At 71.9% G+C, this 21490-nt stretch carries 15 protein-coding genes; 9 read left to right on the top strand and 6 right to left on the bottom strand.

The features are described 5' to 3' along the window. Window positions 1-37: 37 nt before the first annotated feature. The gene (locus tag ABD240_RS14235; protein ID WP_291796231.1) at window positions 38-601 is read left to right on the top strand and encodes a GNAT family N-acetyltransferase; all 564 of its coding nucleotides are present in this window, start codon (window positions 38-40) and stop codon (window positions 599-601) included. Window positions 602-761: 160 nt separating this feature from the next. On the opposite strand, the gene ABD240_RS14230 is transcribed toward ABD240_RS14235, so the two are convergent. Continuing rightward, entirely contained in the window at window positions 762-2171 is a 1410-nt protein-coding gene (locus tag ABD240_RS14230) for a methyltransferase domain-containing protein (protein ID WP_344337962.1), read from the bottom strand. A gap of 372 nt (window positions 2172-2543) precedes the next feature. On the opposite strand from ABD240_RS14230, the gene ABD240_RS14225 reads away from it, so the two are divergent. The 5 genes from ABD240_RS14225 to ABD240_RS14205 all read left to right on the top strand — a co-directional run bounded on the left by ABD240_RS14225 (window position 2544) and on the right by ABD240_RS14205 (window position 9872). Continuing rightward, a complete protein-coding gene (locus ABD240_RS14225) occupies window positions 2544-4409 on the top strand; it encodes an acetolactate synthase large subunit (protein ID WP_425547030.1) in 1866 nt (621 codons plus the stop codon). Next, entirely contained in the window at window positions 4409-4915 is a 507-nt protein-coding gene (gene ilvN / locus ABD240_RS14220) for an acetolactate synthase small subunit (protein ID WP_291794235.1), read from the top strand. The genes ABD240_RS14225 and ilvN overlap by 1 nt, the downstream gene beginning before the upstream one ends. Window positions 4916-5088: 173 nt before the next feature. After that, on the top strand, window positions 5089-6120 hold the full coding sequence (gene ilvC / locus ABD240_RS14215) for a ketol-acid reductoisomerase (RefSeq protein WP_344337960.1): 1032 nt from the start codon (window positions 5089-5091) through the stop codon (window positions 6118-6120). A 205-nt stretch (window positions 6121-6325) separates the two neighbouring features. Beyond that, a complete protein-coding gene (locus ABD240_RS14210) occupies window positions 6326-7654 on the top strand; it encodes a GNAT family N-acetyltransferase (protein ID WP_344337958.1) in 1329 nt (442 codons plus the stop codon). Between the two features lie 97 nt (window positions 7655-7751). Next, on the top strand, window positions 7752-9872 hold the full coding sequence (locus tag ABD240_RS14205; protein ID WP_344337956.1) for a 3-hydroxyacyl-CoA dehydrogenase NAD-binding domain-containing protein: 2121 nt from the start codon (window positions 7752-7754) through the stop codon (window positions 9870-9872). 56 nt (window positions 9873-9928) lie between these two features. Here ABD240_RS14205 and ABD240_RS14200 read toward each other — a convergent pair whose 3' ends face one another. From ABD240_RS14200 to ABD240_RS14185, 4 genes are all read right to left on the bottom strand, one after another. Further along, window positions 9929-12499 carry an FtsX-like permease family protein gene (locus tag ABD240_RS14200; protein WP_344337954.1) on the bottom strand — a complete coding sequence of 857 codons (2571 nt, stop codon included), beginning with the start codon at window positions 12497-12499 and terminating at the stop codon, window positions 9929-9931. Next, a complete protein-coding gene (locus ABD240_RS14195; RefSeq protein WP_425547029.1) occupies window positions 12496-13347 on the bottom strand; it encodes an ABC transporter ATP-binding protein in 852 nt (283 codons plus the stop codon). Before ABD240_RS14195 ends, ABD240_RS14200 begins: the two co-directional genes overlap by 4 nt. 150 nt (window positions 13348-13497) lie before the next feature. Then, window positions 13498-14319, bottom strand: a complete 822-nt coding sequence (locus ABD240_RS14190) for a response regulator (RefSeq protein WP_425547028.1) — start codon at window positions 14317-14319, stop codon at window positions 13498-13500. Beyond that, window positions 14316-16106 carry a sensor histidine kinase gene (locus tag ABD240_RS14185; protein WP_344337952.1) on the bottom strand — a complete coding sequence of 597 codons (1791 nt, stop codon included), beginning with the start codon at window positions 16104-16106 and terminating at the stop codon, window positions 14316-14318. The genes ABD240_RS14190 and ABD240_RS14185 overlap by 4 nt, the downstream gene beginning before the upstream one ends. Window positions 16107-16253: 147 nt before the next feature. Here ABD240_RS14185 and serA point away from each other — a divergent pair, with 147 nt between their 5' ends. From serA to ABD240_RS14170, 3 genes are all read left to right on the top strand, one after another. Further along, on the top strand, window positions 16254-17843 hold the full coding sequence (gene serA, locus ABD240_RS14180) for a phosphoglycerate dehydrogenase (RefSeq protein ID WP_291794225.1): 1590 nt from the start codon (window positions 16254-16256) through the stop codon (window positions 17841-17843). Window positions 17844-17847: 4 nt separating this feature from the next. Continuing rightward, entirely contained in the window at window positions 17848-19167 is a 1320-nt protein-coding gene (locus ABD240_RS14175; RefSeq protein WP_344337949.1) for an Nramp family divalent metal transporter, read from the top strand. A gap of 388 nt (window positions 19168-19555) precedes the next feature. Then, window positions 19556-20545, top strand: coding sequence for a hypothetical protein (locus ABD240_RS14170; RefSeq protein ID WP_344337947.1), 990 nt, complete (start codon window positions 19556-19558; stop codon window positions 20543-20545). 20 nt (window positions 20546-20565) lie between these two features. On the opposite strand, the gene ABD240_RS14165 is transcribed toward ABD240_RS14170, so the two are convergent. Next, window positions 20566-21423, bottom strand: coding sequence for an HpcH/HpaI aldolase/citrate lyase family protein (locus ABD240_RS14165; RefSeq protein ID WP_344337945.1), 858 nt, complete (start codon window positions 21421-21423; stop codon window positions 20566-20568). Window positions 21424-21490 lie beyond the last annotated feature (67 nt).

The following is a 21490-nucleotide window of genomic DNA, read 5'->3' as shown; positions in this document are numbered from 1 at the left end:
CTAGTGTCCGGCTGACCTGTGCAGATAGTGTCGGCACATGGAACCCGTGAGTCTGCAGACCGCCCGCGTCGAGCTCAGCGCACCCACGCCGGCAGACACCGGGGCGATCTTCTCCACCTGCCAGGATCCCGAGGTCCAGCGCTGGACGACGGTGCCCTCGCCCTACACCCGCACGCACGCGGAGGAGTTCGTGGCGCTCACGGGGCAGTGGTGGGCGGACGATGCCGAATACGCATGGGCCATCCGGGCGGAGACGGGGTTCTCCGGCATGATCAGCCTCCGCCGGACGCAGGCGGGGGAGGCTGAGATCGGGTACTGGCTCGGCGCCTCGGCTCGCGGCCGCGGACTGCTGGCCGAGGCCGGCGCCGCCGTGCTCGACTGGGGGTTCGACCCCGAGGGCGGCGCGCTCGAGAGGATCATGTGGCGGGCGATGGCCGGCAACGTCGCCTCCGCCCGCACAGCCTGTGCGCTGGGCTTCCGCTACGAAGGGCTGCTGCGCAGGGGGCTGCGCATGGAGTCCGGCGGTGTCGACGGGTGGATCGCCGGTCTTCTCTCCACGGATGACAGAGCGCCGCACCCCTGGCCGGTCCTCGCGGACTGAAACGGCCGGCGTGACTGACCCGGTCGAAAGGCTCGGCCGGCATGACTGACCCGGTCGGCGTGCTCGGCCGGCTTCGCAGCCGGCCTGCTCTGTCCACCGGAGCCTGCCGAGGCCACCGGGCCTGCTCAGGCCCCCGGACCTCTCAGCTGTCCAGAGCCGTTCAGCCCGCTGTGCGCCGGAGGCGGACGACGACCTCCGAATGCGCCGTGTGCGGGAACATGTCCAGCAGCCGCGCGGCGGTCACCCGGTATGCCGGCATGGAAGCCAGATCGCGGGCGAGCGTGCGCGGACTGCAGCTGGAGTAGATGACCTCGCGGATGCCGGAGTCCTGCACCCACTCCGCGAGCCCGCGCCCGAGGCCGCGGCGCGGCGGGTTGACGATGAGCAGGTCGGGGCGGGGGAGGGGCGGGCCCGAGGCGGACGCGGCGGTCCCGGCCCCAGTGCCCGCGCCGCTCGCGAACGTCGTTGCGTCCGCGGCATGGAACTCCGCCTCGAGCCCGAGCTGTGCGGCAGTGGCCTGTGCGGACGCGATCGCCTCCGCGGAGACCTCGACACCGATCACCCTCCTGGAGCTGTGCTCCTCACGCGGCCGCGCGCAGTGCAGCGCGAAGCCGCCCACCCCGCAGAACAGGTCCCATACGACGAACTCCTCCTCGTCGCCGCCGGCCCGGAGCCCGCTGCCCTCGGCCCGGTCACTCTCGGTCCGGAGCTCACCACCACCGGCCGGGAACCCGTCGTCGTCCGCCCGGACGGCGGCCTCGGCCCGGAACGCGGCCTCGGCGGCATCCGCCCACTCCGCGGCCTGCACGTACAGCTGCGAGGCGACGGCGGTGTTCGTCTGCAGGAACGACTGCGGCCGCACGCGCAGCGGGATCCGCCCCTGCCGCACCGTGAGCGCGTCCTCACCCCAGATGTGCACCTCCTCCGGCCCCTCGAGGACCGCGGAGTGCTCGGGCTGGAGGTTCGCCGTCACCACACGGACTCCCGGCACCGCCTCGGTGAGCAGGCCGATGTGCTCGCGGATCCGCGCCACGGGTGTGGCGTCCCGCAGCACGAAGCGGACCATGAGCTCACCCGCGTCCGAGGCCGTCACCAGCACGTGCTTGAGCTGGCCTCGGCGGCGGCTCACGGAGTACGGGGGCACCTGCGCGCGGCGGATGAGCCCGGGCAGCGCGGCCAGAGCGGCGTGGACGGGAGCGGGGTACAGGGGGCAGTCGCTGAGGTCCACGCCTGCACCGTCCTCGTCGAGGATGCCCAGGACGGGTGCCTCGGCCGTTCCGCTCACCACCATCTTCGCCTTGTTCCGGAAGCCGGCCAGCGGACTCCGCACCGGCGCTCCCCAGTACGAGCCGCTCGCCGTTGCGTGGACCGCCGGAGTGCCGCTCGCCGCGGTGCGGTCTGCCGACCGGACGTCCGCGTAGGGGTCGAGGAGGGCGGCGACCTCGGCCTGCACCCGCGTGAGGCGGTCCTCCGTGGCCACCGGGAGGAGCGTGCAGGAGCGGCACTCGTGCGCATCGAAGTGCGCGCAGGCGAGGAGCGTGCGCTGCGGGACGGAGAGGAGCTCATTCATCGCTCCCAGGGTACGGGCCGTCGGCGGACGCCCGTCCCGTCTCACTGGCCGGCAGACATGAATCCCATGAAGTGAGACGGGAGAGGTCGCGAGTTGGGAACGGTGCGAGGCGCATGTAACATTCCTGTCATGAACTTCCTTCTCGTCGTCATTACCCAGCGCGCGGAGACCCGCAGCTGACGCTCTGACGACGTCCCGCGCGCCCTTTCCACCAGGAAGGGCGTTTTTTTGTGCGAGGCGGACGGTGCGCACTCCGTGAGGAGCGCGGATCGATGCCGAGCGAGGAGCGGGGCATCCTCCGCCGTCCGGGCCCATCCCGGCGCGGGCGGCGGAGGACAGAAGATCTTCGAGGCCAGCAATAAGGAGCTACCCGTGGCAGGTCCAGCACCGGCGCGCACAGCGCGCGCCGAATCCCCCACGCCCGCCTCCGTGCCGCATCCCGGCACGGCGCGCCGCGCATCCGCACCCCGCAGTGAGGTCATCACCGGGGCGCAGGCGGTCATCCGCACACTCGAGAGGCTGGGCGTCGACACGGTCTTCGGCCTGCCCGGCGGCACGATCCTGCCCACCTACGACCCGCTGCTCGACTCCGAGCAGATCGACCACGTCCTCGTCCGCCATGAGCAGGGCGCGGGCCACGCGGCCACCGGCTACGCGGCGGCGACCGGCCGGGTGGGCGTCTGCATGGCGACCTCCGGTCCCGGTGCCACCAACCTCGTGACCCCGCTCGCGGATGCGCACATGGACTCCGTCCCCGTGCTCGCGATCACCGGTCAGCAGTCCTCGGCGCTCCTGGGCACGGACGCCTTCCAGGAGGCGGACATCGTCGGCATGACCATGCCCGTCACCAAGCACTCCTTCCTGGTCACGCAGGCCGAGGACATCCCGCGCGCCCTCCGCGCCGCCTTCCACATCGCCAGCACCGGCCGCCCCGGCCCCGTGCTGGTGGACATCACGAAGGACGCGCAGGCCGCGCAGCTGGAATTCGTGTGGGAGGACGACGTGGAGCTGCCCGGCTACCGTCCCGTCAACCGCCCGCACGCCAAGCAGATCCGCGAGGCGGCCGCTCTCATCGCGAGTTCGAAGCGGCCTGTCATCTACGCCGGCGGCGGCATCGTCCGCTCAGGCGCGCACGCGGAGCTCCTGGCACTGGCGGAGGCCTCGGGCATCCCCGTCACCACCACCCTCATGGCGCGCGGTGCCTTCCCGGACTCCCATCCCCAGCACCTGGGCATGCCCGGCATGCACGGCACGGTGCCGGCGGTGGCCGCCATCCAGAAGGCGGACGTGCTCATCGCGGTGGGCTCCCGCTTCGACGACCGCGTGACCGGAGACCTGTCCACGTTCGCGCCGCACGCCAAGGTGATCCACGCGGACATCGACCCGGCGGAGATCGGCAAGAACCGCACGGCGGACGTGCCGATCGTGGGCGATGCCCGTGAGGTGCTCTCCGCGCTGCTGGACGAGCTGAAGAACTCCTTCGCCTCCTCGCTGGAGGACGGGCGCGCGGCCTGGTGGAAGCTCATCGACGGCTGGAAGGCCTCCTACCCGCTGGGCTACGAGCGCACGGACACGGGTCTGTGCGATCCGCAGTACGTCATCGAGCGCATCTCCGCGCTCACCGGTCCCGAGGGCGTCTACGCCGCCGGCGTGGGCCAGCACCAGATGTGGGCGGCGCAGTTCGTGCAGTACGAGCGCCCCCACTCCTGGCTGAACTCCGGCGGGCTCGGCACCATGGGCTACGCCGTGCCCGCGGCGATGGGTGCGAAGAAGGGCCAGCCCGACCGTGTGGTCTGGGCCATCGACGGCGACGGCTGCTTCCAGATGACCAACCAGGAGCTCGCCACCTGCGTCATCAGCGGCATCCCCATCAAGGTCGCCATCATCAACAACTCCTCGCTGGGCATGGTGCGCCAGTGGCAGACGCTGTTCTACGACGGCCGCTACTCGCACTCGGACCTCAACACCGGCCACGAGACGGTCCGCGTGCCCGATTTCGTCAAGCTCGCCGACGCCTACGGCTGCTTCGGCCTGCGGGTGGATCGCAACGAGGACGTCGACGCCGCGATCGAGCAGGCGCTCGCGGTCAACGACCGCCCCGTCGTCCTCGACTTCACGGTCCCCGCGGACGCCATGGTCTGGCCCATGGTGGCCGCCGGCGTGAGCAACGACCAGATCCAGTACGCCCGTGACATCCGCCCGGACTTCTCCTCCGAGGCCGAGGAAGGTGAGATCTGATGAGCCGCCACACGCTCTCGGTCCTGGTCGAGGACAAGCCGGGTGTGCTCACCCGCTTCACCGGCCTCATCGCCCGCAGGGGCTTCAACATCCACTCCCTTGCCGTGGGAACCACGGAGCTCGAGGGCCTGTCCCGCATCACCGTCGTGGTCGATGTGGACGACACGCCGCTCGAGCAGGTGACGAAGCAGCTCAACAAGCTCATCAACGTCATCAAGATCGTCGAGCTCGAACCGGAGAGCTCCGTCCGCCGCGCACACATGATCTTCAAGGTCCGGGCGGACGCCGCGGCCCGTGTGCAGGTGGCCTCCGTCGTGGAGATGTTCGGCGCGCGCATCATCGATGTCGCCGTCGACGCCGTGAGCGTCGAGGCCACCGGTGAGCAGGACAAGGTCGATGCCCTGCACCGCGTCCTCGAGCCCTTCGGCATCAAGGAGATCGTGCAGTCCGGCACGCTGGCCATCGGCCGCGGCTCCAAGTCCATGACGGACCGCGCCGGCCGCTGAGCCCTCGCCCTCCCGGTGCGCGCGGCGCGTGTGCGCGGGGAGGGCACCGGACGGGCGTCTGCGGGAAGTCAGGCGCATCGTCCGCACCGTGAGATTCTGAGAGGGTGCCCGCGCACCCGTACTATCCTGGGATGCGGATATACGCATCCCACCCCGTGAGAAGGAGTAACCCCATGGCAGCAGAGCGCTTCTACGACGACGACGCAGACCTGTCCGTCATCCAGGGCAAGAAGGTCGCCGTCATCGGCTACGGCTCGCAGGGCCTGGCCCACTCGCTGAGCCTGCGCGATTCCGGCGCCGAGGTCCGCATCGGCCTCAAGGCGGACTCCAAGAGCCGCGACAAGGCCGCCGCGGAGGGCCTCGAGGTGGGCACGCCCGCCGAGGTCGCCGCATGGGCCGACGTCATCACCATCGCCGCTCCGGACCAGGTGCAGGCCGAGATCTTCAACAACGAGATCAAGGACCAGCTGAGCGAGGGCAAGTCCCTCGTCTTCATCCACGGCTTCAACATCCGCTACGGCTACATCACGGCTCCCGAGGGCGTCGACGTCTTCATGGTCGCGCCCAAGGGCCCCGGCCACGTGGTGCGCCGCGAGTACGTCGACGGCCGCGGCGTGCCGGTCCTCGTCGCCGTCGAGGTGGACGCCTCCGGCAGCGCATGGCAGACCGCACTGTCCTACGCCAAGGCGATCGGCGGCCTGCGCGCCGGCGGCATCAAGACCACCTTCACCGAGGAGACGGAGACGGACCTCTTCGGCGAGCAGGCGGTCCTCTGCGGCGGTGTCTCGCACCTCGTGCAGTACGGCTTCGAGACCCTGACCGAGGCCGGCTACCAGCCGGAGATCGCCTACTTCGAGGTGCTCCACGAGCTCAAGCTCATCGTCGACCTCATGGTGGAGGGCGGCATCGCCAAGCAGCGCTGGTCCTGCTCCGACACCGCCGAGTACGGCGACTACGTCTCCGGCCCCCGCGTCATCACGCCGGAGGTCAAGGAGAACATGCAGGCCGTCCTCGCGGACATCCAGAACGGCGCGTTCGCCAAGCGCTTCATGGACGATCAGGCCGCGGGCGCTCCGGAGTTCAAGGAGCTCCGCGCCAAGGAGGAGACGCACCCCATCGAGGCCACCGGCCGCGAGCTGCGCAAGATGTTCGCGTGGCTCAAGGAGACCGACGACGACTACACCGAGGGCACTGCCGCTCGCTGAGTCCCGTCTGCCTCCGGTGAGGCGCGGGAGCGTCCCGCACCCGCCACCTCCTGAGTTACGTCTGCGTACCGGCCGCTCACCACGGCCGCTACGCAGACGTAACTTGCATTCAGGGGCAGATGGCACCTGCACTCAGGGGGCACGCGCACCACGCTGCGGGTCCGCGGAACGAGACGCGCCTCACGTCCTGCTATAGGCTCGGACGGTGACTGAGTACCGCTTTGAGACATTCGAGCCCACCTTCAGCGACGATGCGCCGGAAGCGCGCACGGCGGCCTACCTCCAGGCCGTCACCGCCGGATTCCACGGCAAACGCGACGAACCGGAGCAGGTGAAGCGGCGGGTGGAGCGCTCTCGTGCGGACGGGCGCGTCTTCACCGCGGTCTACGCGGACAAGACCCCGCAGCACGCGCTGGACGCCTCCATCCCCGTCGCGACGTTCGCGCACTTCGAGAAGACCGTCCACGTGGGCGGCGGCCGCCTCGTGCCGGCCCACCTCATCACCTGGGTGACCGTCCGCCCCACCCACCGCCGCCGAGGCCTGCTCCGGTCCATGATGACCGCCAACCTCGTGCGCGCCCACAGCGAGGGCTACCCCTTCGCCGCGCTCACCGCCACGGAGGGCTCCATCTACCGGCGCTTCGGGTTCGGCCCGGCCACCTGGTACAACGAGATCGAGCTGGACACGAGCCCCGGCTTCCAGCTCGCGGTGGAGCCGGACCGCCGCCTCGAGATGGTGGATCCGCAGGTGCTCCGCGAACTCGGTCCCTCCCTCTACGAGCGGTTCCAGAAGGTCTCGCCCGGCGCCACGGGACGTCAGCGCACCTACGTGGACGTGGCGGCCGGCGATCTCGACCGGGACACGGGGGACAAGGACCGGGGCATCCGCGCCGCCGTCCACTACGACGAGGCGGGCGTGCCGGACGGATACGTCTCCTATCGCTTCGCCGGCTGGGACGTGAAGCCCACGACCATCGACGTCATGGACTTCGTGGCGGTCTCCGACGCCGCCTACTCCTCGCTCTGGGCCTTCCTGGGCGCGGTGGACCTCGTGGAGCGCGTGCGGTTCGGCTATGCCGCGCAGGAGTCCCCGCTGCCGTGGCTGCTCGCGGACCCGCGCCGGGTCACCATCACGGCGCAGGAGGACGGGATGTGGCTGCGCATCCTCGATCCGGTCAAGGCCCTGGAGGCGCGCCCCTACACCGTGCCGGGCACGCTCACGCTCGCCGTCACGGACGACATGGGGTTCGCCGCGGGCGTCTACCGGATCGAGTCCGCAGGCACCGGCGCCCGCAGTGCGGAGCCCGGCGATGGCCGCGTGGAGAAGCTCAGCGACGATCCGGCGGGGAAGCAGGCGCAGGACGCGGATCTGCTGCTGGACGTCTCCGAGCTGGGCTCGCTCTTCCTGGGCGGGGCCGATCCCGTGGTGCTGGCCCGCGCCGGGCGCATCACGGAGCGCACGCCGGGCGCGGCGACCTGCGCCCGCTCGCTGTTCGCCCTGGAGCGCGCGCCCTACGCGCCCAACGACTTCTGACATCATCCCCACGGCTTCCGGCAGGAAGACACGGCATGCGCACCGCTGCGCTCATACACACCGCGCGGACGGCGATCCGGCGGAAGGAAGGACTCGCATGAGCACGCACACCTCGGAGACGGTGACCTGGCGGAAGGAGGGCGGGATCGCGGTCGTGGAGATCGCGAACCCTCCCGTCAACGGGCTGGCGGACACGGTCCGGGCGGGCCTCGCCGGAGCGCTCACGGCCATCGCGGCGGACGCCGAGGTCGCCGGCGTGGTGCTCACGGGCACCGGAAGCGGGTTCTGCGGCGGGGCGGACGTCCGGCAGTTCAACACGCCGGCCGCCTCCGCGGAGCCCGGTCTGCGCGCGGTGCTGGCTCAGCTGACCTCCCTGCCCGTGCCCACCATCGCTGCGATCCACGGCTTCGCCCTGGGCGGGGGCCTCGAGCTCGCACTGGGCGCGAACTACCGGATCGCCGCGGAGGGCTCCTCGATAGGCCTCTCGGAGACCACGCTCGGCCTCATCCCGGGCGGTGGCGGCACGCAGCGCCTGCCGCGCCTCATCGGCGCCGCACCTGCGCTTGACCTCATCCTCGCCGGTGCGCGTCTGGACGCCGCCGAGGCCCACGCGCGGGGCATCGTGGACGCGGTCTTCACCGGCGACCCGGCAGAGGCCGGGATCGCCTTCGTGCGGGCACGGGTGCAGGAGGCCGAGGCCCAGGGAACGGAGTCACAGGGTGCCGCTGCGCACCCCTCCCTCGACGCCGTGCCCGCGCCGGACGCGACGGGACTGGACCTCGCCGCCGCCCGCGCCAAGGCCGGGCGCAACCGTCGCAACGGCACGGCCCAGCTCGCGGCCGTCGACGCCGTCGAGGCCTCGCTGACCCTGCCGCTGGAGGCCGGCCTGGACCGCGAGCGCGAGCTGTTCACGGTCCTCGTCGAGGGCCCGGAGTCCAAGGCGCTGCGCCATCTCTTCTTCGCCGAGCGCACCGCCGCGAAGATCGACAGTGTGCCCACGGGCACCCCTGTCCGGCAGATCGAGACCGCGGGCGTGGTGGGTTCCGGCACCATGGGCTCCGGCATCGCGATGGCACTGGCGAGCGCGGGCATTCCCGTCACGGTCGTGGACACCACCCCGGAGGCGCTGGAGCGGGCACGGGACCGCGTCGACTCCACCTACCGCTCGCAGGCCGCGCGCGGGCGGATCAGCGAGGAGGCCGCCGAGGCCGCGATCGCCCGGATCTCGCTCACCACCGGCCTGGAGGAGCTTGCGCCGGTGGACATCGTCATCGAGGCGGTGTTCGAGGACATGGACGTGAAGAAGGACGTCTTCGCGCAGCTGGACGGGATCGTGAAGCAGGGGGCGGTGCTCGCGACCAACACCTCGCGGCTGGACGTCGACGAGATCGCCGCGGCCACCCGGCGCCCGCAGGACGTGATCGGCCTCCACTTCTTCAGCCCCGCCAACATCATGCGGCTGCTCGAGGTCGTCCAGGGTCGGGAGACCGCCGCGGACGTGCTCGCCACCGCGATGGCGCTCGCCGGCCGCATCGGCAAGCAGCCGGTGCTCTCCCAGGTGGGTGAGGGCTTCATCGGCAACCGCATGCTCTCCCCGTACAAGCGCGAGGCCGAGCAGCTGCTGGAGCAGGGCGCCACGCCCGCCCAGGTGGATGCCGCCATGGAGGCATTCGGGTTCGCGATGGGACCGTTCGCGGTGGGCGACCTCGCGGGACTGGACGTGGGCGAGGCCGGCCGGCGGACGTTCCGCGCCACTGCCACGCCGGTGCAGATGCAGGCGTTCTCGGAGATCCCCACCAAGCTCTTCGAGGCCGGCCGCTACGGGCAGAAGACGGGGGCCGGCTACTACCGCTACGAAGAGGGCGACCGCACCCGTCACGAGGATCCGGCAGTGCTGGAGATCATCGAGCAGTGTGCCGAGGCCGCCGGTGTCACCCGCCGTGAGGTCACGGACGAGGAGATCGTGGAGCGCTGCCTCCTCGCGCTCGTCAACGAGGGCGCCAAGGTGCTCAGCGACGGCATCGCCCAGCGCCCCGGCGACCTCGACGTCGTGTGGGTGCACGGCTACGGCTTCCCCGCCTACCGCGGCGGTCCCATGCACTGGGCCGCGCAGCAGGGCTGGGCGCAGGTGGTCTCCCGCCTGGAGGAGTTCTCACGGATCCACGGTGAGTACTGGGCGCCGGCGCCGTGGCTCGTGGAGCGCGCACAGGAGGGCTGAGCAGAAGGCCCCCGTCCTGGGCGGACGGGGGCCGGTACTGCCCCGAGGCGGTCGGCTCACTCCTCGCTCATGCCCTCGGCGGGCGGGATGCGGGACATGGTCCGTGCCGGCACCGCCGAGGCCAGCACGGCAGCCAGCAGTGCGACCGCCGCGATGAGCGCCAGCTGGCCCGGGGCGGCGTCCAGCACGGGAGAGGCCGCGTCCCCGAGGAGGGCGGCGGTGCCGACCCAGCCGTAGAAGATGCCCAGTCCCAGGCCCACCACGAGCGCCACGACGGCCATGAGGAGGGCCTCGACCGTGATCATCCGGGCCAGAGCACCGCGGCTGAAGCCCAAGGCGCGCAGCAGTGCTCCCTCCCGCCGGCGGTCGATGACGGCCAGGGTGAGCGTGTTGCTCACGCCGATCACCGCGATGACGACGGCGGCGGCGAGCAGGCCGAGCACCACGGCGAGGGCGACCTGGAACGCCTGGGCGTACTGGGCGCGCTCGGCGGCGGCATGCGGATCCACCGCGTAGCCCTCGGCACCCAGCTGTGCGGTGAGCATCTCGAGCTGCGGCATCGTCGCGTCCTCGGCCGTGCGCACCCAGGTCTGGGCTCCGCCGGCCGGGGCGGAGGCGCTGCCGGAGGCACCGATGCCGAGGGCGCGGGCGTCCTCGGCGGAGAGGAGCGCGGTGCCGGCGGGCGCGGCGAGAGAGGCGTCGAGCTTCAGCTCGAGCTCCTTCCCGCCCACCGTCACCGTGACCGGAGCGTTCTCGTAGTCCGCAGTGGGCCCCTGACCGCCCACCTCCTGCTGGCTCAGCAGCAGGGTGCCGGGCTCCACCTCGTAGCCTCCGCTGCGCAGCACCGCACCGGAGGCGTTCGGTGCGGCGGCCTCGGCGGCGGTGAGCACGGTGAGCTCGCCGGTGAGAGGACCGGCCGGGTCGCCCGCGACGGAGGAGTCGAGGGAGACCTCGGCCCGCGCGGCGGGCACCGTCTCGACGGCCTCGGTGACGGGGGAGTCCGCCAGGAGCGCCTGGATCTCGGATCCCGCTCCGTCGATGACGAGGTCGACGGGGTACTCGCGGGAGGTCTCCAGCTCCACGGAGCGCTGCACGGAGGCGGAGCCCACCACCACGGCGCTCACGAGGGTGACGCCGATCAGCAGCGCCGCCGTCGTCGAGGAGGTCCGGCCGACGGCTTCCCGGGCGGAGCGCCCCGCCAGCAGCACGGTCTTCGAGCGCCGCGTGAGCACGCTGAGGCCCGTCGCGAGCAGACCGATGAGCGGCGGCACCACGGCGCGGGCGGCGAGGAGGACGGCGAGGAAGAGGGCGAAGCAGCCCACGATCGCGACCGGCACGCCGAGGCCGAAGGCTCCCGCCAGACACAGCGCCGCTCCGCCGAGCCCGAGCACGGCGCCCGCGATCGTCCGCACCCAGGGGAAGCGCGACTGCGCGGGTCGGACGTCGGCCGGCCGCAGCGCCTCGATGGGGGAGACGCGGGTGGCGCGGCGCGCCGGTGCGAGCGCTGCCGCCATCGTCACGAGCACTCCCACCGCGGGACCCACGAGCAGGGCGGCGGGCCCGGGGGCGATCTGGGCGAACTCGGGCATCCAGAGCGCGCGGGCGAGGGCGGTGAGCCCCCAGCCGAGCAGCAGGCCCGCGCCCACGCCGGCGGCGGAGCCGAGCAGTCCGAGTGCCGCGCCCTCGAGCAGTGTGGCCCCGCGCAGCTGTGTGCGCGTGGCGCCGACGGCCCGGTAGAGGGCGAGCACTCGGGCGCGGGAGGCCACGAGCACCTGGAAGGTGTTCGAGATGACGAGGGCGGCGACCCCGGCGGCGAGCAGGCCGAAGCCCAGGCCGATGGTCGCGAGCATGTCCGCCTGCCCGGACATCTCCCTGAGCTGCGCCTCGACGTGCTGTTCGACGGTCACGGCCGTGAAGCCCCCGCCGGCGGAGTCGAGCGCGGTCTGGACGTCCGCGGCGAGCGCGGCCGGATCCGTGCCGGGGTCCGCGGCCACGCGCACGGCGGTGGGGAACACCTCCGCCGGTGCCGTGTCGAGTCCCGCGTCCGTGAGGTAGAGCGTGGTGGCGAAGGGGGAGCTGCCCTCCAGCAGGCCGGTGACGGTGTAGCTGTCCGCATCGTCCGCGGCGTCCGTGGCAGCGGGGTCGGGATCGGCCAGGCGCAGGGTGTCGCCCGGTCCGAGCCCCAGCACCTCGGCATCACCGGCGGGCAGGGCGACCTCGTCCGCGGCAGCGGGCAGGCGCCCTGCGCTGAGCCGTTCCTCCAGTGCGGTGGGGAGATTCGTCACCACACCGGAGACCTCGGTGTCGCCGCTGGCCACCTGGAGGTAGCCGGAGCGCTCCAGGACCGCCTCGGACACGCCGGGCACGGCGCCCACCTCGTCGGTGAGCTCCTGGGTGAGCGCGGTGTCCTCGGCCGCGGGCATCGCCGCGGCCTCCCGATCCGCCTCGAGCACCGCGACATCGGCACCGGCCCACTGCTGGCGGACCTGGTTGCCCAGGGTGTCCCCGAAGGCGGTCGAGAACAGGAACGCGGCGACGATGAAGGCCACGGAGACGGTCACCGCGATGCCCGCGGACAGCAGCCTGCCCGAGGCGCTGCGCAGATTGGCGAGCGCGATGCGGATCATCGAGCGCCTCCTGCACGCGTCTCCGCCGCCCGGTGGGCGCTCGTGGTGATGTGCATGAGCGCCTGTGCCACGGCCTCGGGCGTGGGGCTGTGGAGCTCGCCGGCCAGACGTCCGTCCGCCAGCAGGACCACCCGGTCCGCGCGGGCGGCCGCCTGAGCGTCGTGGGTGACCATGACGACGGTCTGGCCGAACTCGTCGACCGAGGCGCGCAGCAGCCCCAGCACCTCGTCCCCGGAGGCGGAGTCGAGGTTGCCGGTGGGTTCGTCCGCGACGATGAGGTCCGGCCGGGTGACGAGTGCGCGGGCCACGGCGACACGCTGCTGCTGGCCGCCGGAGAGCTCGTGCGGCCGGTGCCGGAGGCGGTCGCGGAGCCCCAGCAGCTCCACGATCCGGGCGAACCAGGCACGGTCGACCTTCCGCCCTGCCAGCTGGGAGGGGAGCAGGATGTTCTCCTCCGCCGTCATCGCGGGCACGAGGTTGAAGGCCTGGAACACGAAGCCGATCCGGTCCCTGCGCACCCGGGTGAGGGCGGCGTCGCCGAGGCCGGAGAGCTGGGTGTCTCCGATCGTCACCTCGCCGGAGTCCGGGGTGTCCAGCCCGGCGAGCATGTTGAGCAGCGTCGACTTCCCGGAGCCCGAGGGGCCCATGATCGCGGTGAAGCGGCCGGCGGCGATGTCGAGCGAGAGGCTGTTCAGCGGCCGGACCTGCGCGTCGCCCATGCCGTAGGTCTTGGTGAGGGCGGCGGCGCGGATGGCCGGCCGCGGGCGGCCCGGCTGCTGCGGACGATCCGTGGGCGGGGCCTGGGCGGCGGGGGTGTGCGTCGCTGAGTGACGGGGATGAGTGTTCATGCCTGCCAGTCAACCGCCGCCGCGGAGAGGGCGAATCGGCCTCGGGGATGGTCTTCGCGGTGATGCAGGACACCCGGCCTCCGGCCTCGTCCGCCGGGGTGTCATACCGGGGGATGAGGTGAGGCAGCCCGGAGGGCCGCGGACAGGTCCTCAGTCCTGCGGTGCGACGAGTCCCGCCTCGTAGGCGAAGACCACTGCCTGCACGCGGTCGCGCGCGCCGAGCTTCATGAGGATGCGGCTCACGTGGGTCTTCACGGTGGGCGCGGCGAGGTACAGCTCCTCGACGATCTCCGCGTTGCTCATGCCGCGCGCCACCAGCCGGAGCACCTCGAGCTCCCGCGGGGTGAGGGATTCCAGCAGCCGCGTCTGCTCCGGGGACGGCGTGCGCGCGGCAGGGGCTGCGGCGGCGCCGTGACCTCCGCCGGGAGCAGCGGATCCGGCCTCGGAGCCCTCCCCGGTCCCGTGGCCGGGCCCCGCACTGCCGCCCTGTGCGGCGGCGGGATGCTCCGGGCCGGGGGACCCGCCGCGGGCGAACACCGTGTCCAGCAGCCGCCGGGTGGTGGTCGGGGCGATGACGGCGCCGCCGTCCACCACGGTGCGGATCGACTCGAGCAGCACCTCCGGCTGCGCGTCCTTGAGGAGGAAGCCCGCGGCCCCGGCGCGGAGCGCCTCCAGCGCGTACTCGTCCGTGTCGAAGGTGGTGAGGACGATGATCCGCGGTGCAGGCAGCGTGCCGGAGTCCGCGAGCGCGTGGAGGCGGACGGTGGCCTGGATGCCGTCGACGCGGGGCATGCGCACGTCCATGAGCACCACGTCCGGGTGCAGCTCCGCTGCGAGCGCGAGCGCTTCCTCACCGTCCCCGGCCTGTCCCACCACGCTCATGTCCGGCTGGGAATCGATGACCATGGCGAAGCCCGCCCGGACCAGGGCCTGATCGTCCACGAGCATGACCCTCAGCTGTGTGTCGCTCACGCGTGCGCTCTCCTCGTCTCGTCCCTCGGGGTGCTGCCGTCCTGCACGTCGGCGCCGGCAGGCCCACCGTGCGGAGTCCCATTCTGCCCGGTCCCGTCCGCGGGTGCGCCGGTCCCCGGGGCACCGCGCGGCGACTCTGCCGCCCGCGCGGCCGCGGTGTGCCCGGCCCCCGCCGCAGCCGCTGGTGCCTCGGACGTTGTCGGGGTCGCGGGTCTCGCGTCCTCCGCCGCACCGCCGGAGCCGTTCGGCCGGAGCGCCGCGGGAGCTCCGACCGGGAACCGCGCCGTGACCCGGAAGCCGTTCGCCGTCCCGTCGGCTCCCCAGACCGGTCCGGCCTCGAGCTCGCCGCCGTGCAGCTGCGCCCGCTCCCGCATGCCGATGATGCCGTTGCCCCCGCCCGTCCGCGCCAGCGCCTCGTGGTCCGCAGCGCGCCGGCGCCGGCCTGCGCGGCGGCCCGCGGCGCCGTCGTCCGTGCCTTCCCGCGTGCCTGCGCCCGCCCACATCCCGGCTCCGGCCTCGGCGGAGGGCAGGCCCTGGAGCCCGGTGTTGACCACGCTGACCGTGAAGGCTCCCTCGCCCTCGGCGAGCTCCACGGTCGCCTGTGCGCTCGCGCCGGCGTGCTTGAGGACGTTGGTGAGCGACTCCTGGACGATCCGGTAGACGGCGAGCTGCACCGGCTCCGTCAGCCCGGAGCCGCGGGTGAGGACCTCCTCGCCCCGCAGCCGCACGTCGAGGCCCGCGGAGCGGATGTCGGCGAGGAGGGCGGGGACCTCCGTGAGACCGGGCAGCGGCTTGGCCTCACGCTCCTCGCCGGACTCTGCGCGGAGCACCCCCAGCAGCGAGCGGGTCTGTGCGAGGGCGCTCCGACCGGTCTCCGCGATGGTGGCCAGCACCTCTGCGGCGGCCTCCGGGTTCGTCTTCGCGACGTATCGTCCGCCGTCGGCCTGGACGATGACGACGGACAGGGAGTGGGCGATGACGTCGTGCATCTCACGGGCGATCCGCATGCGCTCGGCATCGGCCGCGAGCCGGGCCTCGGCCGCCCGCTCCTGCTCCAGCAGCCGGTTGCGCTCCCGGATGCCCTCGATCTCCCGGCGGCGGCGATATGCGACCCCGCCCAGCAGCCAGGCGCTCAGCACCACGGCGGCGCAGAACCCGGAGTAGATGGCGATGACCGCGTAGGTCGACGGTTCGAGGGGACTGGCGTCCGGCCCCACCGTGCCCTGCAGCAGGGCGAGGTAGATGCTCAGCCCCATGAGCAGCGAGCCCACGAACCCCAGCGCGAGCACGATCTTCCCGTGGGCGGCGGTGCCCCACTTGGTCGTCGAGTAGATGGTGAGCGGGACGGCGAAGACGGACAGCGAGGGGCCCGTCATGGTGAGCACCGTGAGCAGACAGGCCCCGGCGATGAGGAGCGAGCTCAGCAGCGGTGCGGCCCGGCGCAGGGCCAGCGGCGCGGCCATGAGGAAGGAGAGCGCCACGGCCACCTGCACGGGCATCGCGCTGTCCGTGTACAGGAAGCCTTGCTGCGAGGAGGAGAGCACGCTCACGAATATGAGCGGCAGCGCCCACACCAGGGTGTCCGCGATCCACGGACGGCGGGCGAAGAACCGGCGGAACCGGGTGAAGGCGCCGGACAGCTCCGCGGACGCGCCTGCCGTCTCCGGGGGCCGGACGGGTGCCGCGCCCTCCGCACGCGCTCCTCCGGCGCCCGAGGAGGCGGCACCCGCAGGCGCTGCGGGACCCGGGCCGCGGGCACCTGCGGAGGAGGCGGGAGGAGAGGTCATGGGCACCACGGTAGTGCGCGCATGCCCGCCGGTCATCATCCCCCGGGACGATGATCCGGCTCACGATGTGATCCCCTCCACCGCCGGCCGCGGGCGGCACCGTAGGCTTGGGGGATTCCGCATCGACGCTCCTTGAGGAGGAGAACTGTGCCCAAACCCGTTGTGATTCTCGCTGAGAACCTCTCGCCGGCCACCGTGGAGGCGCTGGGTCCGGACTTCGATGTGCGCCAGGTCGACGGGACGGACCGTCCCGCGCTCATCGCCGCACTCGCGGACGCGGACGCCGTGCTGGTCCGCTCCGCCACCCAGATCGATGCGGAGGCCATCGCCGCCGCTCCCGCACTCAAGATCGTCGCCCGTGCCGGTGTGGGCCTGGACAACGTGGACGTCTCCGCCGCGACGAAGGCAGGCGTCATGGTCGTGAATGCGCCCACGTCCAACATCATCTCCGCCGCGGAGCTCACGATGGCTCACCTGCTCGCGTCCGCCCGCTTCCTGGGAACGGGCAACTCCTCGCTCAAGGACGGCCGCTGGGAGCGCAAGCGCCTCACCGGTGTGGAGCTGTACGAGAAGACCCTGGGCATCATCGGCCTCGGCCGGATCGGCGGGCTCGTGGCGGAACGTGCCAAGTCCTTCGGCATGAGGATCGTGGGCTACGACCCCTACATCTCCGCCTCCCGCGCCGCGCAGATGGGCGTGACGGTGCTGAGCCTCGACGAACTGGTGGAGACCGCGGACTTCCTCACGGTCCACATGCCCAAGACCCCGGAGACGGTGGGCATGATCGGCGCGGAGCAGTTCGCGAAGATGAAGCCCGGCGTGCGCGTGGTGAACGTGGCGCGCGGCGGCATCATCGACGAGGATGCGCTCGCCGAGGCCGTGGCCTCCGGCCGCGTGGGCGGCGCGGGCATCGACGTGTGGAGCCAGGAGCCGCCGGAGCACGGCCCGCTCATGGAGCTCGACGCCGTCAACGTCACTCCGCACCTGGGCGCGTCGACGGACGAGGCGCAGGAGAAGGCCGGCATCGCCGTCGCGAAGTCCGTCCGCCTGGCGCTCGCCGGCGAGCTCGTGCCGGACGCCGTGAACGTGGCCGGCGGCCGCATCGACGAGGACGTGCGCCCGGGTATCCCGATGGTGGAGCGCCTCGGCCGCATCGTGGGCGCGCTCGCGGACTCCGTCACCCACCTCGAGGTGGCGGTCAAGGGCGAGATCGCGTCCAAGGACGTCGCCGCGCTCAAGCTCTCCGCGCTCAAGGGGCTCTTCCGCGACCACGTCTCCACGCCGGTGTCCTACGTCAACGCCCCGGTGCTGGCCGAGGAGCGCGGCATCACCGCAGAACTCGTCACCTCCGAGCAGGCCGACGGCTTCCGCAACGTCATCACACTCACCGCATCGACCTCGACCGGTGCGCGGGTGTCCGTCTCCGGCACGCTCACGGGCCCCAAGCAGATCCAGAAGCTCATCGAGGTCAACGGCTTCGAGCTCGAGATCCCCCTCACGGACCACCTGCTGATCTTCCAGTACGTGGACCGTCCCGGCGTGATCGGCGTGTTCGGCCAGGCCCTGGGCCGCAACCAGATCAACATCGCCGGCATGCAGGTCTCGCGTGCGGGCGAGGGCGGCGAGGCGCTGTCCGTGCTCGCGGTGGACTCCGCGGTGACGGCCGAGGTCGTCCAGACCGTGGCCGCTGCCGCCGACGCCTCGCACGTGGCCGCCGTCAACCTCACGGAGGACTGAGCCGATGGCGGGGGAGAGGCCCGAGGCCGGTGCGGGCACGAGCGTCACCGAGCCGCGGCCGCCGGCGAGCAGGCGCGGCCATCTGCGGATGCTGGGTCCGGGGATCGTGCTGGCGCTCGCGAGCGTGGGCGCCTCGGACATGGTCACGACGCTCAACTCGGGTGCCGAGTACGGCCTCGCGCTCATCTGGGTGTTCGTCGTGGGTCTGCTGCTCAAGTACGCGCTCTCCGAGGCGATCGCCCGGCTGCAGCTGAGCGCCGACCGCTCGTTCCTCTCCCACGCCACGGACGTGGGCGGCCGCCTCTTCCCCGTCGTGCTCCTCATCGCGGAGGTGATGGTGGGCCTGTTCTTCGGAGCGGGCGTCGCCTCGATCACCACGCGCATCGTCCAGGCGATCTTCCCCGGGCTGCCGTTCTGGCCCACCTTCGTGGTGGTGCTGGGCTCCGCCGTGGTGCTGCTGCTCGTGGGCAGGTACGGCATCGTGGAGAAGGCGATGGTGGGCTTCGCCATCCTCATGTTCTTCGGAATCGTCTTCATGGCGGTGGGCTCCGCAGTGGACCCGGACGCGCAGCAGACTGCGGTGGAGACCGTCGTCCCGATCTTCCCGCAGGGATCCCTCATCACCGTGCTCTCGCTGATCGGCGGCGTGGGCGGCGCGACGGGGATCATGGCCTACACCTACTTCGTGCGGGAGAAGCGCTGGCGCGGTCCGGCGTGGAAGAGCGTCATCCGCACGGACCTCGGCTTCAGCTACTCCCTGGTGGCGATCTTCGCGATCGCCATGACCGCGGTGGGCGCCTTCTGGCTGTTCGGCCAGGGGCACACCATCGAAAGCAACGAGGCGGTGTTCGACATCGGCACCCTGCTGGGCGAGCAGCTGGGCGGCTTCGTGCACGTGCTCTTCCTGCTCTCGTTCTTCGCCGTCACGTACTCCAGCCTGCTGGGCGGCTTCCAGGGCATCGCCTACGTCACGGGCGACTGCCTCCGCGTCATCCGCACCTACCCCCGCCAGGACGCGCCGAGCGCGGACATGCGGGCGAACGGACCGGAGTTCCGGATCGCGCTCGCCTGGCTGACGTTCGGCACCCTCCTGTTCATGGGCACGGACAAGCCGGTGAGCCTGGTGCTGATCTACGCCTCGATCAGCTCTCTCATCCTGCCCGTGCTCGCGATCCTGCTGCTCATCCTCCTGAATCGGAAGAGCATGGACGCGCAGCTGCGCAGTGGACCGCTGTCGAACGCGATGCTGGTCCTCTGCCTGCTGCTCTTCACCTTCCTCGCCGGAGTCCAGATCGTGGAGACGGTGAGCGGACTGGTGGGCTAGCGGCGCGCGGCACCTCTCGCGCACGGCCGCTGCGCTGCGCGTGCCGCCCGCCCGCAGCCGCTGTGCAGCGGCCTCCCGCCCATGTCTCACTTCACGTCGCCATTTCCGTGAATCTTCGACGTGAAGTGAGACATGGGCAGCAGGGAGCTGCCGGGGTGCGTTCCTCCGCCTGTGTATCGCTTCCCGTGGTATCCACAGATTCGCAGGCCCGCCTCCGCGCCGCACGGATTCGGTCTACCGTCCGGGAATGGGCCGTTCCTCTCCGTCTTCCGGGAGCGCAGCCTCAACCGCTGAGTCCGCTGTTGCTTCCGCGCCTGCCACCCTTGCGCCTGCTGCCGCGCCTGCTGCCGCGCCTGCGCCCGCTGCCCCCGCGCCTGCGTCTCCCGCCGTGCCTGCTCCTCTGCTGCGCACGCAGACTCGGCGCACTCGCCTGGTGCAGGCACCGGTGCTCCTCCACGCCGGGAACCTGGCGGAGTACGGGCTGCCTCCCTATCAGCTCTCGAATGCGCGGGGTCTCGAGGCGGTCATCCGCGGGGTCCGCCGGCATCCGGAGCGCACGCAGACCCTCCACGTCCCCTCCTGGGCGGACGAACGGTGGCTCAGTGTCCGGGAGAGGGCGGAGGCGCTGCAGCTGCGCATGCCGGAAGCCGTGGTCTCCCACGCCTCTGCGGCGGAACTTCGAGGCTGGGTGCTGCCCCGCCGCTTCACCGCGGAGCCTCTCCTGCACGTCACGAGCCCTGTCTCACACGTGAGGCGTGAGGGGTGCATCGGACATCGGCCCAAGGAGACGGAGACCTGCACGGAGTGGGGCGTCAGCCTCGTGGAGGCACCGGAGGCGCTGCGTCAGATGTGCGCGCTTCTCACGGACGAGGAGCTCCTGACTCTTCTCGAGGGCCTCTGCGGGCCCTGGCACGGAGCTGCGGTGAGCACCGTCGCAGAGCTTGAGGCTGCGGCTGCGGAGTGGTCGCGCTTTCCAGGCTGCCGGCGGCTCAGCAGAGCCCTCCGCCGGGCACGGGACGGGGTCGCATCGCCGCAGGAGACCCGGCTCAGGCTCGAGATCGTCGCAGCCGGGCTGCCGGAGCCGGAGGTGAATGCGGAGGTGAGGGCGAACGGCATGGCCTACCACCCGGACCTCTCCTACCGCAGGGCGCAGATCGCGCTGGAGTACGAGGGCGACCACCACCGCACGGATCCGCAGCAGTGGGAACACGACATCCGGCGGGAAGCGGACTTCCGCGCTGCAGGCTGGGAGTACCTCCGGGTCACGCGCCGCACCCACAGGTCCGCGCTGTTCGCAGACCTGCGTTCCATGCTCCACAGGCGATCACCCATGTCTCACTTCACGTCGAAGAATCGCGGGAAAAGCGATGTGAAGTGAGACACGGGTGGCAGGGAGGCTCAGGCGTTCCAGAGGCCGTAGGAGTCGGAGAGTGCGGCGATCTTCTTCGCGCGCGCCAGGCGGGGCAGGTAGGAGCCGTCCGTGATCTCGCCGGTCTCCGCGTCCTTGAGCAGCTCGCGCGCCCACTTCCGGTCGTCCTCGGACGGGGCGAGCGCCTCATTGATGACCGGCGCCATCTCCGAGCGCAGCGAGAGCTTGCCCGCCATGCCCATCTTCATCGTCCAGGCGCAGTCCTCGAGCACCCGCGCCTTCGAAGCCCCCGCCGGGGAGGGGCCGTCGATGGCGCCCGGCAGGCCGCCCACGCGAGAGGCGATGACGAGGCGCGAGCGCGCATAGGCCAGGGCGATCGGGTCGTCCGCCACGCCCGTGTCCTTCCTGAAGTCGTTCGTGCCGAGGGCCAGGCGGAAGGTGCCCGGGGCCTCGGCGACGCGGGTGGCGTTCTCCATGCCGACGGCGGTCTCGATGAGGGCGAGCACAGGCACGCCCGCGCCCGCCTTCATCGCCGTCCACGTCACCTGATCGGGCCGCTCCGTGTTGGGCAGCATGATCCCGCGGAGCCCGGGGAGCCCATTCAGCGCGGCGAGGTCCGTCTCCCACTCCGAGGTCTCCGTGCCGTTCACGCGCACCCATGCCGTCATGCCCGAGCTGCCGTCGAGGGCGGCGACGACGTTGGCCCGGGCGTCGTCCTTGCGCTCCTGGGGAACGGCGGCCTCCATGTCGAAGATGACGGAATCCGCCTCGGACCGCTGGGCGTCCTCGAAGAGATCGCTGCGGGAGGCATTCACGAGCAGCCAGGAGCGGGAGAGCTTGGCGGGGAGGGCGGCGGCACGGGCGTTGCGGATGGTGGGAGTCGGCATATGCCCAAGTCTAGGGATCATTCCGCTCCGTGGACCAGCCGCGAGAGGTATGCGAGCCGTCACGTGT

The sequence above is a fragment of the Brevibacterium salitolerans genome (genome assembly GCF_039531405.1).
Taxonomy (GTDB): domain Bacteria; phylum Actinomycetota; class Actinomycetes; order Actinomycetales; family Brevibacteriaceae; genus Brevibacterium; species Brevibacterium salitolerans.
The sequence above is the reverse complement of the archived record's forward strand: the minus strand, read 5'-3'. Positions and strand labels throughout refer to the sequence as shown.

Bases quoted from the DNA above. Each gene is read 5' to 3' on its own strand.
- ABD240_RS14235 (WP_291796231.1), top strand. From the start codon at position 38: ATGGAACCCGTGAGTCTGCAGACCGCCCGCGTCGAGCTCAGCGCACCC.
- ABD240_RS14230 (WP_344337962.1), bottom strand. From the start codon at position 2,171: ATGAATGAGCTCCTCTCCGTCCCGCAGCGCACGCTCCTCGCCTGCGCG.
- ilvN (WP_291794235.1), top strand. From the start codon at position 4,409: ATGAGCCGCCACACGCTCTCGGTCCTGGTCGAGGACAAGCCGGGTGTG.
- ilvC (WP_344337960.1), top strand. From the start codon at position 5,089: ATGGCAGCAGAGCGCTTCTACGACGACGACGCAGACCTGTCCGTCATC.
- ABD240_RS14205 (WP_344337956.1), top strand. From the start codon at position 7,752: ATGAGCACGCACACCTCGGAGACGGTGACCTGGCGGAAGGAGGGCGGG.
- ABD240_RS14200 (WP_344337954.1), bottom strand. From the start codon at position 12,499: ATGATCCGCATCGCGCTCGCCAATCTGCGCAGCGCCTCGGGCAGGCTG.
- ABD240_RS14195 (WP_425547029.1), bottom strand. From the start codon at position 13,347: ATGAACACTCATCCCCGTCACTCAGCGACGCACACCCCCGCCGCCCAG.
- ABD240_RS14185 (WP_344337952.1), bottom strand. From the start codon at position 16,106: ATGACCTCTCCTCCCGCCTCCTCCGCAGGTGCCCGCGGCCCGGGTCCC.
- ABD240_RS14175 (WP_344337949.1), top strand. From the start codon at position 17,848: ATGGCGGGGGAGAGGCCCGAGGCCGGTGCGGGCACGAGCGTCACCGAG.
- ABD240_RS14165 (WP_344337945.1), bottom strand. From the start codon at position 21,423: ATGCCGACTCCCACCATCCGCAACGCCCGTGCCGCCGCCCTCCCCGCC.